15 protein-coding genes and 1 tRNA gene are annotated in these 17132 nt (G+C 65.6%); 15 read left to right on the forward strand and 1 reads right to left on the reverse strand.

Features of this window, described 5'->3' with window-relative positions:
- The first annotated feature begins 45 nt into the window (after positions 1 to 45).
- The 14 genes from folP (at position 46) to CPBF1521_RS09200 (ending at position 15121) form a co-directional block, all read left to right on the forward strand.
- Positions 46 to 948, forward strand: a complete 903-nt coding sequence (gene folP / locus CPBF1521_RS09130) for a dihydropteroate synthase (RefSeq protein ID WP_115677094.1) — start codon at positions 46 to 48, stop codon at positions 946 to 948.
- A complete protein-coding gene (gene miaA, locus CPBF1521_RS09135) occupies positions 948 to 1931 on the forward strand; it encodes a tRNA (adenosine(37)-N6)-dimethylallyltransferase MiaA (protein WP_115677093.1) in 984 nt (327 codons plus the stop codon). The genes folP and miaA overlap by 1 nt, the downstream gene beginning before the upstream one ends.
- Before the next feature lie 77 nt (positions 1932 to 2008).
- Positions 2009 to 2287, forward strand: coding sequence for an RNA chaperone Hfq (hfq, locus tag CPBF1521_RS09140; RefSeq protein WP_005915027.1), 279 nt, complete (start codon positions 2009 to 2011; stop codon positions 2285 to 2287).
- 11 nt (positions 2288 to 2298) lie between these two features.
- A complete protein-coding gene (gene hflX, locus CPBF1521_RS09145; protein WP_115676775.1) occupies positions 2299 to 3618 on the forward strand; it encodes a ribosome rescue GTPase HflX in 1320 nt (439 codons plus the stop codon).
- Positions 3619 to 3968: 350 nt separating this feature from the next.
- Entirely contained in the window at positions 3969 to 4463 is a 495-nt protein-coding gene (locus CPBF1521_RS09150) for a CinA family protein (protein ID WP_164740302.1), read from the forward strand.
- Between the two features lie 223 nt (positions 4464 to 4686).
- Entirely contained in the window at positions 4687 to 4908 is a 222-nt protein-coding gene (locus CPBF1521_RS21485; protein ID WP_181901180.1) for a hypothetical protein, read from the forward strand.
- 354 nt (positions 4909 to 5262) lie between these two features.
- Positions 5263 to 6939 carry a 2-polyprenylphenol 6-hydroxylase gene (gene ubiB / locus CPBF1521_RS09160; RefSeq protein ID WP_115677095.1) on the forward strand — a complete coding sequence of 559 codons (1677 nt, stop codon included), beginning with the start codon at positions 5263 to 5265 and terminating at the stop codon, positions 6937 to 6939.
- Positions 6940 to 7030: 91 nt separating this feature from the next.
- Positions 7031 to 7675: a transcriptional repressor LexA gene (gene lexA, locus CPBF1521_RS09165; RefSeq protein WP_104596802.1), complete on the forward strand. Its 645-nt coding sequence runs from the start codon at positions 7031 to 7033 to the stop codon at positions 7673 to 7675.
- Between the two features lie 172 nt (positions 7676 to 7847).
- A complete protein-coding gene (gene recA, locus CPBF1521_RS09170; protein ID WP_016904265.1) occupies positions 7848 to 8882 on the forward strand; it encodes a recombinase RecA in 1035 nt (344 codons plus the stop codon).
- A gap of 274 nt (positions 8883 to 9156) precedes the next feature.
- Positions 9157 to 9645, forward strand: coding sequence for a recombination regulator RecX (gene recX / locus CPBF1521_RS09180; RefSeq protein WP_104582899.1), 489 nt, complete (start codon positions 9157 to 9159; stop codon positions 9643 to 9645).
- Positions 9646 to 9746: 101 nt separating this feature from the next.
- On the forward strand, positions 9747 to 12395 hold the full coding sequence (gene alaS, locus CPBF1521_RS09185) for an alanine--tRNA ligase (RefSeq protein ID WP_115676777.1): 2649 nt from the start codon (positions 9747 to 9749) through the stop codon (positions 12393 to 12395).
- 138 nt (positions 12396 to 12533) lie between these two features.
- On the forward strand, positions 12534 to 12746 hold the full coding sequence (gene csrA, locus CPBF1521_RS09190) for a carbon storage regulator CsrA (RefSeq protein WP_003481884.1): 213 nt from the start codon (positions 12534 to 12536) through the stop codon (positions 12744 to 12746).
- Positions 12747 to 12829: 83 nt separating this feature from the next.
- Positions 12830 to 12922 (forward strand) — tRNA-Ser (locus tag CPBF1521_RS09195).
- A 234-nt stretch (positions 12923 to 13156) separates the two neighbouring features.
- Positions 13157 to 15121 carry a methyl-accepting chemotaxis protein gene (locus CPBF1521_RS09200; protein ID WP_235858442.1) on the forward strand — a complete coding sequence of 655 codons (1965 nt, stop codon included), beginning with the start codon at positions 13157 to 13159 and terminating at the stop codon, positions 15119 to 15121.
- A gap of 197 nt (positions 15122 to 15318) precedes the next feature.
- Here CPBF1521_RS09200 and CPBF1521_RS09205 read toward each other — a convergent pair whose 3' ends face one another.
- Positions 15319 to 16020 (reverse strand): pirin family protein, encoded by a 702-nt coding sequence (locus CPBF1521_RS09205; protein ID WP_104582902.1) that lies wholly within the window; start codon positions 16018 to 16020, stop codon positions 15319 to 15321.
- 137 nt (positions 16021 to 16157) lie between these two features.
- Between CPBF1521_RS09205 and CPBF1521_RS09210 the strand changes: the two genes are divergently transcribed.
- On the forward strand, positions 16158 to 17102 hold the full coding sequence (locus tag CPBF1521_RS09210; protein WP_115676779.1) for a LysR substrate-binding domain-containing protein: 945 nt from the start codon (positions 16158 to 16160) through the stop codon (positions 17100 to 17102).
- The last annotated feature ends 30 nt before the right edge of the window (positions 17103 to 17132 follow it).

A 17132-nucleotide genomic window follows, 5' to 3' on the forward strand; every position in this document is an offset into this window, starting at 1 on the left:
TCGCCGACCACGCCCTACCGCAACCCCTCCAAGGAGACACCCCCGATGTTCGACACCGCCCTCAAGCTGGATTGCGCCGGTCGCGAACTGCGACTGGACGCGCCGCAGGTGATGGGGATCGTCAACGTCACCCCGGATTCGTTTTCCGATGGCGGCCAGCACGCCAGTTGCGAAGCCGGCATCGCGCATGGCCTGCGCCTGGTCGAGCAGGGCGCTGCGCTGCTGGATATCGGCGGCGAATCCACCCGTCCGGGGGCAACCCCGGTATCGCTGGACGAAGAGCTGCAGCGCGTGATCCCGGTGATCCAGGCATTGGCGCAGCACACCGGCGTGCCGATCAGTGTGGATACCTTCAAGCCGGAGGTGATGCGCGCAGCGGTCGCGGCCGGCGCCGGCATGATCAACGACGTGCACGCGCTGCGTTCGCCCGGCGCATTGGATGCCGCGGCCGAACTGCGGGTGCCGGTGGTGTTGATGCATGCACGCAGCGCACCCCATGCGATGCAGGACGCGCCGTATTACGACGACGTGGTGGCCGAGGTGCATCGCTTCCTGGCCGAACGCATCTTCGCGGCGGAAATGGCCGGTATCGACAAGCGCCGGTTGATCCTCGACCCGGGGTTCGGGTTCGACAAGACCACCACGCACAATCTCACCGTGCTGGCGCAGTTGCAGCGCCTGCAGGAGTTCGGCCTGCCGATCCTGGCCGGGCTGTCGCGCAAGCGCAGCATCGGTGAACTGACCGGGCGCCAGGTCGCCGCAGAACGCGTGTACGGCTCGGTCGCCGCGCACCTGATCGCTGCCCAGCATGGTGCGATGGTGCTGCGCGTGCACGATGTGGCCGCTACCGTGGATGCCCTGAAGGTGTGGAGCGCGATGGCGGCGATCCCGCTGCCACGCGTGAGCGCGCCTGCGGCACCGAGCATTCGCTGGCCGGACGAGGACTGATGCCGGCCGACCGACGTCCGCTGGCGATTGCATTGATGGGGCCGACCGCCAGCGGCAAGACCGCGCTGGCACTGGAGGCAGCGCAGCGCTGGAACGGCGAGATCGTCAGTGTCGATTCGGCGCTGGTGTATCGCGGCCTGGACATCGGCGCGGCCAAGCCGGATGCCGCGATGCGCGCGGCGGTGCCACACCATCTGATCGACCTGCGCGATCCCTGGCAGATCTATTCGGCGGCGGAATTTGCCAGCGATGCGCGGCAGGCGATCGGGCAGATCGTGGCGCGCGGCAAGCTGCCGATTCTGGCCGGCGGCACCGGGCTCTACTTCCGCGCCGTGCTGGAAGGGCTGTCGCAATTGCCCGAGGCCGATCCGGCGGTACGCTCGGCCATCGCAGCCGAAGCCGAACAGCTCGGTTGGGCCAGGCTGCATGCGCAGCTGGCGGACGTGGACCCGATCGCCGCTGCGCGCATCCATACCACCGATCCGCAGCGGATCCAGCGCGCCCTGGAGGTCTATCGCATCAGCGGCAAGCCGATCAGTTACTGGCAGGCGCTACCGCCGGGGCCACGTCTGCCGGTGCGGGTGCTGAAGGTCGTACTGGCACCGCGCGAGCGCGCAGTGCTGCATGCGCGCATCGAACGACGCCTGGACATGATGCTGGCACAGGATTTCCTGGCCGAAGTGGAACGTCTCCGAGCACTGCCGCAACTGCGCGCGGTCGCCGCGCCGCTGGATCTGCCAGCGGTGCGCGCGGTGGGGTATCGCCAGGCCTGGGAGTATCTGGATGGGGCCGGTAGCCTGGCTGAGTTCCGCGGCAGGGCGGTGCAGGCCACCCGCCAACTGGCCAAGCGGCAACTCACCTGGCTGCGTGGCGAGCTCGACGCACGCTGGTTCGACCCGGACACTGACCGGCATCGACTGGAACGCGCACTTGTCGGCTTCCTCGGTCAACGTCCCGATGTACCGCAGGCTTCAGGCGTGTAACATCCCGTTTCCGGGACCGGCTGGGGATGGCAGGTGTCGACCGGGACTATAAGAACAATAATGACGAGGAGTTTTCGATGGCTAAGGGGCAATCTTTACAGGATCCATTCCTCAACGCGCTGCGGCGCGAGCGGGTGCCGGTCTCTGTGTATCTGGTCAACGGCATCAAGCTGCAGGGCACGATCGAGTCGTTCGACCAGTTCGTGGTCCTGCTGCGCAATACCGTGAGTCAGATGGTCTACAAGCACGCCATCTCCACGGTCGTGCCGGCGCGCAACGTGCGCGTGGGACCGGGTGGTGGGTATGTGCAATCCAATGAAGGCAACCAGGCGGAAGATGACGACGTCGAGCAGTAATGGAGTAGTGCGTGTTTGATCGCTCACGCAAGGGTGAACACGCGTTGTTGATTCAGACCCACTCCGGTGGGCCTGCCGAAGAGGATGTGCTGGAGGAGTTCGCCGACCTTGCCAGGTCGGCGGGCGCCACGGTGGCGGCCACGCTCACCGCGCGCATCGACAAACCGAACCCGTCGACCTTGATCGGCAGCGGCAAGCTGGAAGAGATCAAGGCCGCCGCCGAGGCCACCGGCGCGGATCTGGTGTTGGTCAACCACACCTTGTCACCCGGCCAGGAGCGCAATCTGGAGCGCTACCTGGAGCGGCGCGTGATCGACCGCACCGGCCTGATCCTGGACATCTTCGCGCAACGGGCACGCAGCCACGAAGGCAAGCTGCAGGTGGAGCTGGCGCAGTTGCGGCACATGGCGACCCGCTTGGTGCGCGGCTGGACCCACCTGGAGCGTCAGCGCGGCGGTTCGATCGGTCTGCGCGGGCCTGGCGAAACCCAGCTGGAAACCGACCGCCGCCTGCTGCAGAAGCGGGTGGAGCAGTTGCAGCAGCGGCTGGAAAAGGTCGAGGTGCAGCGCACCCAGATGCGGCGTGCGCGCATGCGCAGCGAACTGCCGCGGATTGCGTTGGTTGGCTACACCAATGCCGGCAAATCCACCTTGTTCAATGCCCTGACCGGTGCGGAGGCCTACGTGGCCGACCAGTTGTTCGCCACGCTCGATCCCACCGTGCGTCGCATTGCGCTGCCGGGCGGCAGTGCGATCCTGGCCGATACGGTCGGCTTCGTGCGCGATCTGCCGCATCAACTGGTCGCTGCATTCCGTTCGACCTTGTCCGAGGCGCGCGACGCCGATCTGTTGTTGCATATCGTCGATGCGGCCGACCCGCTGCGCGAAGAACGCATCCAGCAGGTCGATGAGGTGTTGCATGCGGTGGGCGCGGGCGATTTGCCGCAGCTGCTGGTGTTCAACAAGATCGACAAGATCGAAGGCGCGCAGGTGCGTCACGATGCGCAGGACGGCATTCCCGACCAGGCGCGGCGTGAGCGCGTGTGGGTCTCTGCGCGTGATGGGCGCGGGCTGCCGGAACTGCAGCACGCCCTGGGGCAGCGACTGGATCTGCGCCATGTGACCGGGCAACTGCGGTTGCCACCGTCGGCAGGCCGCCTGCGCTCCAAGTTGCATCAACTGGAAGTGGTGCGCGGCGAGCAGTCCGACGAGGACGGCTGGTTGCTGGATGTGGACCTGCCGATGGTCGAGGCCGAGCGCCTGGCTGCCGGCGACGACGGTGCACCACTGCGCGCGATGCTGCCGGATCGTCGCGAAGACTGGGAGTCGTGATCGGCGCTGCACGGTCGGCGTGGCCGGCCGTGCAGCGTGACGCTGGCACGGCAGGCCAATGGCGTCGGAGCGGTGGGGTCGGACGGTGTGGCGATCGCGTCACGTCGGTCGTGGCGCTTTGGCAGATGGCGGCCAACACAGGTCTGCGCAGTCGCCAGGGCAGGACAACGCAGGTCATCGCAGCCGACAGCTTGGCGATCAGCTCGCCATCGCAGCCGATGCCTGCTGCGATGGGCTGCACACTGCCACTGAACCTGGGCCACGTCGTCGCTGGTGCCGAATGGACGCCGGCGCAGACAGGGGCGGCAAATTGGGCTAAAACGTCGGCTGCCCCTTCATTCGCCGTGCCCATGTCCATGTCCGCCGATTCCGAACTGCAGCAGCTGGCCGAACACCTCGGGCAACAGCTGCTTGCCGCGCGCGAGCGCCTGGTCACTGCCGAGAGCTGTACCGGCGGCTGGATCGCCAAGGCGGTCACGGATGTGGCGGGGTCTTCGCACTGGTTCGATTGCGGCATGGCCGCTTACAGCTATGAGGCCAAGCAGGCCTTGCTGGGAGTGCGCCCCCACACGCTGGAAGTGCATGGTGCGGTCAGTCGCGAAACGGTGATCGAAATGGTCTCGGGCGCGCTGGTCAATTCCGGTGCGAGCATTGCGGTGGCGGTGACCGGCATCGCCGGGCCGGGGGGCGGCAGTGAGGACAAGCCGGTCGGCACGGTATGGATCGGCTGGAAGCGGCGCGGCGGCTATGCCACTGCGCAGTTGTTCCACTTCGCTGGCGATCGCGATGCAGTGCGTCGCCAGACCGTGGTTGCCGCATTGCGGGGCTTGAGCGCGCTGCTCTAGGCCACGTCGCAGCAGCCACGCGCACGTACCTGCTGCGCGGGGTGTGGCTCTGGCCGCGGCGATTCTCTTCGACAGCGGGCGGTTGCGCATGTGATGCATGGTGGCAATGCAGCCTTGGCTGCGCCGGGTTCGCTGCGCGCTCTGATCTGCATCCACAGAAGGTGCAACCGGGCTATACGGTGCTCGATGCGTGGCTGGGCATCGGCGCCGACGACGAGCGCTGGTGTTGGTGCTGGTGTTGGTGCTGGTGCTGGAAGCGTGGGCAGAAGATATCGGCAACGCAACCTGTCGCCCGATCGTCATCGATGCGCCGCTACAGGCCGGGGCGTGGAATGCGTTTCCGGGCGCCCCCGCACGTACGGGCCGAGCTCGCGGTTGCCGCATCAGGCCCTGGTGCGGCCTTGCCAAGGCATCAGGATGCCTGCGCGAGCGCAACCTCGGCTAAGCCCGCAGCTGTCCATGGCGCGACAGGCACGTGCAGATCGGCTACAAACAAGGTCTCGCCTTCAACCTGCGTGCCGATGCTTCCGCTTTCTGCTCATGTGCTGTCGTTGTCCGCGCCGCATCCATCTGCTGGCGGTGTCCTGGCATTGCTGGATGACCGGTGCGCAGCCCTCTGGCGCCCGATGCGTGAGGCAGCCGGTGATTGCGTCGTCCTGTGCGCGAGCGATCGCGCAGCGATGGGTGTTGCGCGTGGCGGTGCGTGGTCAACCTTGGTTTCGAACGACGACAAGCGGCCGGCGATGCGGCGTGATGCGATGCCGCCTGTTGCCGCAGCGCAGTCGCAGGCGGTGTGCTGATGTGGGAGGCACTCGGCACCGTTCGTGATCTCGGGCGGCTGCAGGAAATCGCCGCGGTGCTGATCCGTTACGGATTCGGCGACGTGGTGCGGCGTATCGGCCTGGCCGACGTGCTCGAACGTGCCGGCAAGCTGCTGCACTGGCACAACGCCGAGGGGCGCCTGCGCCTGTCTGCGGCGATGCGGGTGCGGCGCGCGCTCGAGGAACTCGGGCCGACCTTCGTCAAGCTGGGGCAGGTGCTGGCCACGCGCGTGGACCTGCTGCCGCCGGAGTGGATCGAAGAACTGAGCGAGCTGCAGAACGCAGTGCCCGCGCTGCCGTTCGAACAGATCCGCCCGCAACTGGTCGCGGCCCTGGGCGCGGAGCCGGAAAGCGTGTTCGCACGCCTGGACGAACAGCCTTTGGCTGCGGCATCGCTGGCGCAGACGCATCGCGCCTGGCTGGCCGATGGCACACCGGTGGTGCTGAAGATCCGCCGCCCCGGCATTGGCGATGTCATCGATGCAGATCTGCGCCTGCTGGCACGCCTGGCGGAAATCGTGGAAACGCGCGCGCCCGATCTCAAGCGTTATCGCCCCGCCGAAGTGGTGCAGCAATTCACCGTCTCCTTGCGACGCGAGCTGGATTTCGCCGCCGAGTGTCGCAATGCCGAGCGCATCGCGGCCAACTTCGTCAACGACCCCGGGGTGGTGGTGCCGTCGGTCTACTGGCAGTGGACCTGCGAATCGCTCAACGTGCAGGAATTCATCGACGGCATTCCCGGGCGGGACATGCGCGCTGTGGACGCGGCCGGGCTGGACCGCAAGGCGCTCGCTCGCACCGGCGCCGGGATCGTGCTGAAAATGGTGCTGCAGGATGGCTGCTTCCACGCCGACCCTCATCCGGGCAACATCTTTTACCTGCGCGACGGGCGCATCGCCGTCATCGATTTCGGCATGGTCGGACGTGTTTCCGAGCAACGTCGTTTCCAGGTCGCGCAACTGCTGCATGGCATGGTCAGCTACGACGCCGAAGCGGTCATCGACGTGTTGCTGGAATGGGCCGGCACCAGTCTGGAGATCGATGAATCGCGGCTGCAGCAGGACATCGGTGCCTTCGTCGACGAGTACCGCGGCGTGCCGCTGAAAGAGCTGCGCATCGGCGCGATGCTGGGCGATGTCACCTCGATCCTGCGCGATCACGGGCTGACCCTGCCATCGGATCTGGCGCTGATGATCAAGGCGTTTCTCACCCTCGAGGGCATGGGCCGCCAGCTCGATCCGGATTTCGACATGGCCACCGAGGCGCGCCCGTATCTCGAACGCGTGGTGCTGCAGCGTTATGCGCCCAGCGCGATGCTGCGGCGCAGCCGTCGCACCGTGACCGGCGCAATCGATCTGATCGGCGACCTGCCACGCGATCTCAAACGGCTGCTGCAGGCCGCACGGCGCGGCAAGTTGCAACTGCAGGTGGAAACGCGGGCATTGCGCGAATTCGGCGAACAGGTCGATCGCGCGGCCAACCGGCTCACCATGGGCATCGTGACGGCCGCGCTGGTGATCGGCTCGTCGATCGTCATGAACAGTGTCGGCGGCAGTGCCAGCCGCTGGCTGCTTGCGTTGGGGGTCGGCGGCTTCATCGGCGCAGCCATCTGCGGTGTCTGGATCCTGTTTTCCATCTGGCGGAGTCGGCGCTAGACGCGGCGCCTGTACTGCCCGATTGCCGGCCTGCGCGTGAGGCACGACGCGGCGCTTGCGCAGGCGTTAGTTAGTAGTAATACTACTAACCATGGACCTGACCGATACCCAGCAAGCAATCCTGGCCTTGATCGCCGAGCGCATCGATGCCGATGGCGTACCGCCTTCGCAGACCGAGATCGCGCGCGCCTTCGGCTTCAAGGGTGTGCGCGGCGCGCAATACCATCTGGAGGCATTGGAGCAGGCCGGTGCGATCCGGCGTGTCCCCGGGCAGGCCCGCGGCATCCGCCTGGCCGGGCAGGGCGCCCAGTCACGCACTCCGCCTGCCGCAAACGAGCCGATGCGCGACGATGTACTGCGCCTGCCGGTGCTGGGACGTGTGGCGGCAGGTCTGCCGATCGGTGCGGATATCGGCTCGGACGACTTCGTGGTGCTGGACCGGGTGTTCTTCTCGCCGTCGCCGGACTACCTGCTCAAGGTGCAGGGCGACTCGATGCGCGACGAGGGAATCTTCAACGGCGACCTGATCGGGGTGCACCGCACCCGCGATGCGCGCTCGGGGCAGATCGTGGTGGCGCGGATCGATGAGGAGATCACGGTCAAATTGTTGAAGATCGGCAAGGACCGCATCCGCTTGCTGCCGCGTAACCCGGACTACGCGCCGATCGAAGTGCTGCCGGATCAGGATTTCGCGATCGAGGGCCTGTACTGCGGGCTGTTGAGGCCGAATCGTTGAGCACTGCGCCGATGGCTGCACTGGCGTTATCCCGAGCCGCTACCACAGGATTTCCCGCTGCCATCGCCATGGCCACCTTTCTAATCTGAGTGTGTCGCAGCCAGTCTCAGCCTGTGCGATACACCGCCGTTACATTAGCCCTACACCGAAATCACTGACAAGGATCACCCAGATGGATGAGAACAAGAAGCGCGCCCTTTCCGCCGCACTGAGCCAGATCGAAAAGCAATTCGGCAAGGGCTCGGTGATGCGCATGGGCGACCGTGTGATCGAGGCCGTCGAAGTCATTCCGACCGGCTCGCTGATGCTGGACATCGCACTGGGGATCGGCGGCCTGCCCAAGGGCCGTGTGGTCGAAATCTACGGTCCGGAATCGTCGGGCAAGACCACCCTGACCCTGCAGGCGATTGCCGAATGCCAGAAGAAGGGCGGTACCGCAGCCTTCATCGACGCCGAGCACGCGCTGGACCCGATTTATGCCGCCAAGCTGGGCGTCAACGTCGACGACCTGCTGCTGTCGCAACCGGATACCGGCGAGCAGGCGCTGGAAATCGCCGACATGCTGGTGCGTTCCGGTTCGGTGGACATCGTGGTGGTCGACTCGGTCGCCGCGCTGACCCCCAAGGCCGAAATCGAAGGCGAAATGGGTGACCAGCTGCCGGGTCTGCAGGCCCGCCTGATGAGCCAGGCGCTGCGCAAGCTGACCGGCAACATCAAGCGTTCCAACACCTTGGTGGTCTTCATCAACCAGTTGCGCCACAAGATCGGCGTGATGATGCCGGGCCAGAGCCCGGAAGTGACCACCGGCGGTAACGCGCTGAAGTTCTACGCTTCGGTCCGTCTGGATATCCGTCGTATCGGCGCGATCAAGAAGGGCGACGAGATCATCGGCAACCAGACCAAGATCAAGGTGGTCAAGAACAAGCTGGCGCCTCCGTTCAAGCAGGTCGTGACCGAAATCCTCTACGGCGAAGGCATCAGCCGCGAGGGTGAGCTGATCGACATGGGCGTGGAAGCCAAGCTGGTCGAGAAAGCCGGCGCCTGGTACAGCTATGGCGAAGAACGCATCGGGCAAGGCAAGGACAACGCACGCGGCTATCTTCGCGACAACCCGCAGGTTGCGGTGCGGCTGGAAGCCGAGCTGCGCGAGAAGTTCCAGCCGGCCGAAGCGCCGCGCGAAGCCGGTGACGACGTCGAGAAGGAATGACAGCAGCCCGTCAGAGCGAGCTGAGCCGTGATCAGGTCGGTGTCGGCGGCAAGCGCGAACCAGGATGTCCGAGTGGGCCATCCCCGGTTCCGCCCGCCGGCCGCGCCCGGCTGATGGCAGAACGGCCGAACTGATGGCTGCGGCAAGTTTTCTATCGCGGGGACGGCGGGGTCAGTGCCGTCGCTTCCCGCGGTAGATCTATCGAAGGCCAGGAGGGCAGGCGCCACGGATGGCGCATTGATGCTGTTTGAGTTTCGTACTCGGGACACCCACGATGGACGAGCAACCGCCCGCGCCAAAGCGGGGACGCCGGTTCAAGGAACAGACGCCGGTTCAACGCGCACTGGGGCTGCTGGTGCGGCGCGAGCATTCGCGCAAGGAATTGAACCGCAAGCTGCTGGCGCGCGGGATCGAGCCGGACGCCGCACAGGCGGCCGTAGAGCGCCTGGCGGATGAAGGATGGCAGGACGACACCCGTTTTGCGGCTTCGGTCGTGCGCAATCGCGCAGGCTCGGGCTACGGCCCGCTGCATATCCGTGCCGAGCTCGGAACCCATGGACTGGACAGCGACGCCATCAGTGCCGCAATGGCGACATTCGAGGGCGACTGGACCGAAAACGCGCGCGATCTGATCCGCCGTCGCTTTGGCGACCAGGGCCCCACCGATCTGCCGCAGCGGCGCAAGGCCGCCGATCTGCTGGCCCGGCGTGGTTTTGATGGCAACAGCATTCGTAGTGCCACGCGCTTCGACCTTGAGGACTGAGGGCGTCAGGCCTGCTACCCTTCGTGGTTTCAGGTTGTTCCGCTCATCTGCGCCCACATCTCATTGGGTGACCGGGACTGCCGCCCGCCCAATGCCAGCACATGAACGCACCCGCCAAATTCAGCACTTCCCAGATCCGCAGTGACTTCCTCGCGTTTTTCGAGGGGAAAGGCCACACCATCGTGCCATCCGCGCCATTGGTGCCGGGCAACGACCCGACCTTGCTGTTCACCAACTCCGGCATGGTCCAGTTCAAGGACGTCTTCCTCGGCGCGGAGAAGCGCAGCTACGTGCGCGCAGCCGACGTGCAGCGCTGCCTGCGTGCCGGCGGCAAGCACAACGATCTGGATTCGGTGGGCTACACCGCGCGGCATCACACCTTCTTCGAGATGCTGGGCAACTGGTCGTTCGGCGATTACTTCAAGAAGGACGCCATCAGCTGGGCCTGGGAGCTGCTGACCCAGGTCTGGAAGCTGCCGGCCGACCGGCTGCTGGTCACCGTCTACCACACCGACGAAGAAGCCTTCGCCTTGTGGCGCGACATGATCGGCATTCCCGAAAGTCGCATCGTGCGCATCGGCGACAACAAGGGCGCGCCGTATGCGTCGGACAACTTCTGGCAAATGGCCGATACCGGCCCGTGCGGCCCGTGCACCGAGATCTTCTTCGACCACGGCGACCACATCGCCGGTGGTCCGCCCGGTTCGCCGGACGAGGATGGCGATCGCTTCATCGAGATCTGGAACCTGGTCTTCATGCAGTTCGACCGCCAGCCCGACGGCACCCTGGTGCCGTTGCCGGCGCCGTGCGTGGACACCGGCATGGGCCTGGAGCGGCTGGCTGCGATCCTGCAGCACGTGCACACCAACTACGAGATCGATCTGTTCCAGGCCTTGATCGGCAAGGCCAGTGCGCTGACCGGGGTCGCCGATCTGGAGAACAAGTCGCTGCGGGTGATCGCCGATCACATCCGCGCCTGTTCGTTCCTGATCGTCGATGGTGTGCTGCCGTCCAACGAGGGCCGTGGTTATGTGCTGCGCCGGATCATCCGGCGTGCGCTGCGGCATGGCTGGATGCTGGGGGTGCGCCAGCCGTTCTTCAGCAAGATGGTGCCGACCCTGGTCGAGCTGATGGGCGAGGCCTATCCCGAACTGGTGGTCGCACGGGAGACCGTTACGCGGGCGCTGCTGGCCGAAGAGGAGCGCTTTGCCGAGACGCTGGACGCCGGCATGAAGATCTTCGACGAGGTCGCCGCGCGCTCGCAGGAAGTGATTCCCGGCGCCGATGCGTTCCGCCTCTTCGACACCTATGGATTTCCGGTCGATCTGACCTCCGACATCGCCCGCGAGCGTGGCTTGCGCGTGGACATGGAGGGCTTCGAGTTCGCCATGGAGCGTCAGCGCGAGACCGCGCGTGCCGCCGGCAAGTTCGGCGGTGGCGTCGCATTGCCGGCCGATCTGGTCGCCACCATGTCGCCGACGGTGTTTCTGGGCTATGAAGCCTATGACGCCGATGCGCTCAAGGTGGTGGCGTTGCTCAAGCAGGGCCGCCCGGTCGAGCGCGCGCAAGCCGGCGACGAGGTCATCGTATTCACCGACCGCACGCCGTTCTACGCCGAATCCGGTGGCCAGGTCGGCGACAGCGGCCAGCTGAGCGGTGGCGATGTCTCCATCGAGATCGTCGACACCCAGAAATTTGCCGGCCAGTTCCATGGCCATGTGGGGCGCATCACCGAGGGTACGCTGGCAGTGGGCGATGTGCTGGCGGGCGGCATCGACGTACAGCGTCGTGGCAAGACCATCCTCAACCACTCGGCCACGCATCTGCTGCATGCGGCCCTGCGCGAGGTGCTGGGCACGCATGTGCAGCAGAAGGGGTCGCTGGTTGCGCCGGACCGCTTGCGCTTCGACTTCTCGCACTTCCAGCCGATCACGCCCGAAGAGCTTGCTGTGATCGAACGCAAGGTCAACGCAGAGGTGCGCACCAACCACAGCGTCGAAGTGCACAACATGGCGATGCAGGAAGCGCTGGATTTCGGCGCGATGGCCTTGTTCGGTGAAAAGTACGGCGAGAACGTGCGCGTGCTGAAGATGGGCGGCTATTCCACCGAACTCTGCGGTGGCACGCACGTGACCCGTACCGGCGATATCGGCCTGTTCAAGATCACCTCCGAAGGCGGTGTGTCCTCGGGCGTGCGTCGCATCGAAGCGGTGACCGGGCAGGGCGCGTTGGATCATGTCGCCGATGAAGAGCGACGTCTGTTCGAGGCGGCCAGCCTGCTCGGCGGCAACGCTACCGAGGTGGTCGACAAGGTGCGCGCGCTCACCGAGCGTCAGAAGCGGCTTGAGCGTGAGCTGGAGTCGCTCAAGGCCAAGCTGGCCTCCGGTGCCACTGCGGACCTGGGTTCCAGTGCCGTCGACGTGGCAGGCGTCAAGGTGGTCGCCGTGCGTCTGGAGGGCTTCGATGCCAAGGCGCTGCGCGATGCGATGGATCGTCTCAAGCAGCAACTGGGCGATTCGGTCATCGTGCTGGCAGGTGCCGCCGGTGGCAAGGTTGCGCTCGTGGCCGGTGTGAATGGCAGCCCAACTGGCAAGGTGAAGGCGGGGGAACTCCTCGGCCATATCGCCAGTCAGATCGGGGGCAAGGGCGGCGGTCGTCCGGATCTCGCCCAGGGTGGTGGCGAGGATGGTCCCGCCCTTGCGACCGCGCTCGACGGCGTGCCCTCCTGGGTCAAGCAACACTTGGGCTGAACACTTGTGCTGGTATGCCTTGCTGGTTGGCAGGGTGTCCCGCTACCATTTCCGGTCTATTCCCTTTACCTAGGGCGGGCCTTATCAATCGGCCGCCGATGCTGGTGGGAAGCCCACCGGTTCCAGGAGATTTGCAAAATGTTGATCCTCACTCGCCGGGTAGGCGAAACCTTGATGATCGGCGACTCGGTCACTGTGACCGTACTCGGCGTCAAGGGTAATCAGGTGCGCATCGGCATCACCGCACCGAAAGATGTTGCTGTACACCGCGAAGAAATCTATCAGCGGATCCAGCGTGGGGATGAGCCGGTCGCTTCCGGTGCGCATCACGGCGACGATTCTTCGAATTGATCGTCATAAAGGGTTTACGTTAGCCCCTCTTACCCGGTATTCTTCGCGGCCTGCAACGGACACCGCGGCAGGACGCAAAAACTGGAGCGATGCCCGAGCGGCTGAAGGGGCTCCCCTGCTAAGGGAGTATAGGGTCAAAAGCTCTATCGAGGGTTCGAATCCCTCTCGCTCCGCCAGTGTTTTGAACGCCCGCAAATCCATGATTTGCGGGCGTTTTCATTTGTGTCGACGTGGTGGCGACGATTGCAGGCAGGCGCCGGCGCAACGCCGGCAGCCGCACCGGCGGCAGCGTCTGAATTGCCACAAACGTGCCGTAGGCAGCGATTCAAGTAACCCGGGCATGGGTCGCTAAGGCTGTGACACCTCTTTCGGATCTCAACCCGATGCGCCTACCGCCGCTACTTGGACGCCTGTTTTCTTCCCGGAGCCGTGGGCTGCAGCACAAGGCCGATGCCGTGGACCGGGTGATGGCGGTGATCGAGTTCGATCTGGATGGCCGCATCCTGCATGTGAACCAGAATTTCCTGTCACTGATGGGCTACCGGCTGGACGAAGTCGTCGGTCAGCATCACCGCATGTTCGTGACCCCTGCCGACCGCGACAGCGAAAGCTACCGGCAGTTCTGGCAGGCGCTGCGCCGCGGCGACTTCAACGCCGGGCGGTTCTGTCGCCTGGACAAGCATGGGCGCGAGGTATGGATCAACGCCTCCTACAACCCGCTGCTGGATCGTGCGGGCAAGGCCTATCGGGTGGTCAAGTACGCCACCGACATCACTGCGCAGGTGCGCCAGACCGCCGATTTCGAAGGCCGCATCGATGCGATCGACAAGGTCATGGCGGTCATCGAGTTTTCGCTGGACGGCACGGTGCTCGATGCCAACGAGAATTTCCTTGCGGCCATGGGCTACCGGCTCGATGAGATCCGCGGCAAGCATCACGGCATGTTCGTGGACGCGCAAACGCGCCAGTCGGCGGCCTATCGCGCGTTCTGGGACAAGCTCGGGCGCGGCGCGTTCGACGCGGGCCGCTACAAGCGCATCGGCAAGGACGGCCGGGAGGTGTGGATCCAGGCGTCCTACAACCCGGTGCTGGACGAGCACGGGCGGCCGTACAAGGTGGTCAAGTACGCCACCGACGTGACCCGTCAGGTAGTCGATTCGGCCGATGCCGATGGCCGCATCCAGGCCATCGACAAGGTCATGGGCGTGATCGAGTTCGATCTGGAAGGGCGTGTGCTGACCGCCAACGATAACTTCCTGGCCATTTTGGGGTACTCCGCCGAGGAGGCGATCGGCCAGCATCACCGCATCTTCGTGGACGCAAGCTACGGCGCCTCCGAAGACTACCGGCATTTCTGGACAAAGCTGGCGCGTGGCCAGTTCGATGCGGGCCGCTACCGTCGGCTGCACAAGGATGGCAGTTCGGTATGGATCCAGGCGTCCTACAACCCGATCCTGGACGTGTCCGGGCGGCCGTACAAGGTGGTCAAGTACGCCACCGATGTCACCGACCAGGTGCGCTCTGCCGAGCGCATGGGGCAGTTGATGCAGCAGACACTGAGCATCGCGCAGAACGTGCAGCGCGAGGCACACCATATCTCGGTCAGCAATCAGGAGCTGGTGAGCCGCTCGTCCACGCAGTCGGCAGCGGTGGCGCAGACCTCGACCACCATCGACCAACTGGCAGAGACCGTCCGCACCAATTCCGACAGCGCCAATTCGGCCCAGCGCATGGCCGAAGCATCGGCCGATGTTGCGCGACGCGGCGCCACCGTCATCGCCGACATGGTCAAGACCACGGCCGGCATCCGCTCGGCGACCGATCGTATCGGCCAGATCATCGAGGTGATCGACGGCATTGCGTTCCAGACCAATATCCTGGCCTTGAATGCCGCCGTGGAAGCGGCACGTGCTGGCGAGCAGGGCCGTGGATTTGCCGTGGTGGCGACCGAGGTGCGTAGCCTGGCGCAGCGCTGCAGCGTCTCGGCGAAGGAGATTCGTGGCTTGATCGACAATGCGACCGACCAGGTGGGCGACGGTTCGCGCCTGGCCGAGCAGGCCGGTGTGGTGATGCAGGACATGGTCGGCTCGGTGCTGCGCGTCACCGCGACCGTGGAGCAGATTGCCGCTGCCAGCCAGGAGCAGGCGCGGGACATTTCCACCGCCAATACCGCGCTGCAATCGATCGGTGTGCAGGCGCGCGACCAGGCGCAGATGGTCGACGACCTGGCGCGCTCGGCGCGTGTGCTGGAAGCCGATGCCGATGCGCTGTTTGCCTTGGTCAATGGCGATGGCGACGGTGATCGCGACACCGGGGCGGCGGCTGTGCGCAGCGAGGCCCCGATCAAGCCGCTCGCCAAGCCGCAGGCCGCGTGATCCCGCGCAGGGATGTGCTGATGCGCGGCCGCGTCGATGCATGGCGTCATGCATGGCAGCGGCATCGCCGGTGCCTTGCAGGCTGATCGTCTGAGCACAAAAAAGCCCGCCGGAAGCGGGCTTTGTGCTGTCGGCCAGTCTCCAGCGCGCAGCGTGCCGCATTGTCTGCAGCACGCTGCATGCCGGGCTGGTGCCGTTTACTGCGGCAGGTCGAACACCAGCACTTCCGCATCGCGTGCATCGGCCAGCACGATCTCCGGCTCGCCGGTGATCTGCAGCGCGTCGCCGGCCGACAGTGCCTGGCCATTGACGCTCAGGCTGCCGCGCGCCACCTGCACGTAGCCGATGCGGCCATCGGCCAGTGGCTGTTGCAGGCGCACCTGGCCATCGAGGATGGAGGCATACAGGCGTGCATCCTGGTGCAGGCGCAGCGAGCCGTGCTCGCCACCGGGCGAGGCGATCAGGCGCAGCTGGTTGCGCTTGCTGTCGGCATCGAAATGCTTCTCCTCGTAGCTGGGCTCGATGCCGTTGCGTTCGGGCATCACCCAGATCTGCAGGAAGTGCACCGGCTCGCTGGCCGAGTGGTTGAACTCGCTGTGGGTGACGCCGCTGCCGGCGCTCATGCGCTGCACGTCGCCGTAGTGCAGCACCGAGCCGGTGCCCATGCTGTCCTTGTGCTCCAGTGCGCCACCCAGGACGTAGGAGATGATCTCCATGTCGCGGTGGGCATGGGTGCCGAAGCCTTCGCCCGGGGTCACCTTGTCTTCATTGATCACCCGTAGCGGGCCGATGCCCATGTGGCGCGGGTCGTGGTAGCTGGCGAAGGAGAACGTATGGCGCGATGACAGCCAGCCATGTTCGGCGCGGCCACGGGTTTCGCTCTTGCGGACAGTCAACATGGTGCTTCTCCTTGAAAGGTTCGAGTGTCGCCGGGAAGGGGAAATCGGTGTCCCAGCGGCTTGATGCGTAGTCTGGGCCTGCGCATCGGCAACGAAAAGCGAGTAGATTTGGTAGCTACCATCGAAAAAATCGAACAATGAACATCAGCCTGGAAGCGCTGCAGATCCTGGACGCGATCGACCGCCGCGGTTCGTTCACGGCGGCGGCCAAGGTGATGTTCAAGGTGCCGTCGACGATTTCCTACACGGTCTCCAAGCTGGAGGACGACCTGGGCGTGCAGTTGTTCGAGCGGGTTGGACCGAAGGCCACGCCCACGCAGGCGGGGCGTGAGCTGCTGCGCGAAGGGCGGCAACTGCTGCGCGCCGCGCAGGAGCTGGAGGTGCGGGTGCGGCGGGTGGCGTCGGGCTGGGAGTCGGACTTTGCGATCGGGCTGGACGCGATCCTGCCGGTCGCCCTGCTGCAGGCGCAGATCCTGGACTTCTACACGGTGGCCGACAGCACGCGCCTGCGCGTGGTGAGCGAATCCTTGTCCGGCAGTTGGGAGGCGCTGCTGGATCGGCGCGTGGACCTGATCGTCGCGGCGGGCGAGGGCCCGAGCGGTGGTGGCTACGTCGCCGAGGCGATCGGGACGCTGCGCTTTGTGTTCGCGGTGGCCTCCACGCATCCGCTGTCCGGCGCCGGCACGCTGGGCGCGGCCGAACTGGCCGAACATCGTGCGATCGCGGTGGCCGATTCGGCACGGCGTCTGCTGCCACGCACGGTCGGCCTGCTGTCCGCGCGCGATGTGCTCACCGTGCCGGATATGCAGACCAAGCTGCAGCTGCAGCTGGCCGGCGCTGGCTACGGCTTTTTGCCCGAGCCATATGCGCGCGGCGCGCTGCAGGATGGCCTGCTGTGCGAGCTGCAGGTGGAAACCCGCAAACCCGACGAAACGTTCTACCTGGCCTGGCGTCCGGGCGAAGAGGGCGAGGCGCTGGGCTGGTGGCGGCGCGCATTGCGCAGCGATGGGCTGTTCGATGGCTGGTTGCAGTCGCTTGCCGAAACGTATCGTTCCGTCGCCGCCGGGCAGTCGCGCGCGTGAAGAAGGGCCGATAATGGGCCCTCGCCGTCG

The sequence above is a fragment of the Xanthomonas euroxanthea genome, from assembly GCF_900476395.1.
GTDB lineage: Bacteria > Pseudomonadota > Gammaproteobacteria > Xanthomonadales > Xanthomonadaceae > Xanthomonas > Xanthomonas euroxanthea.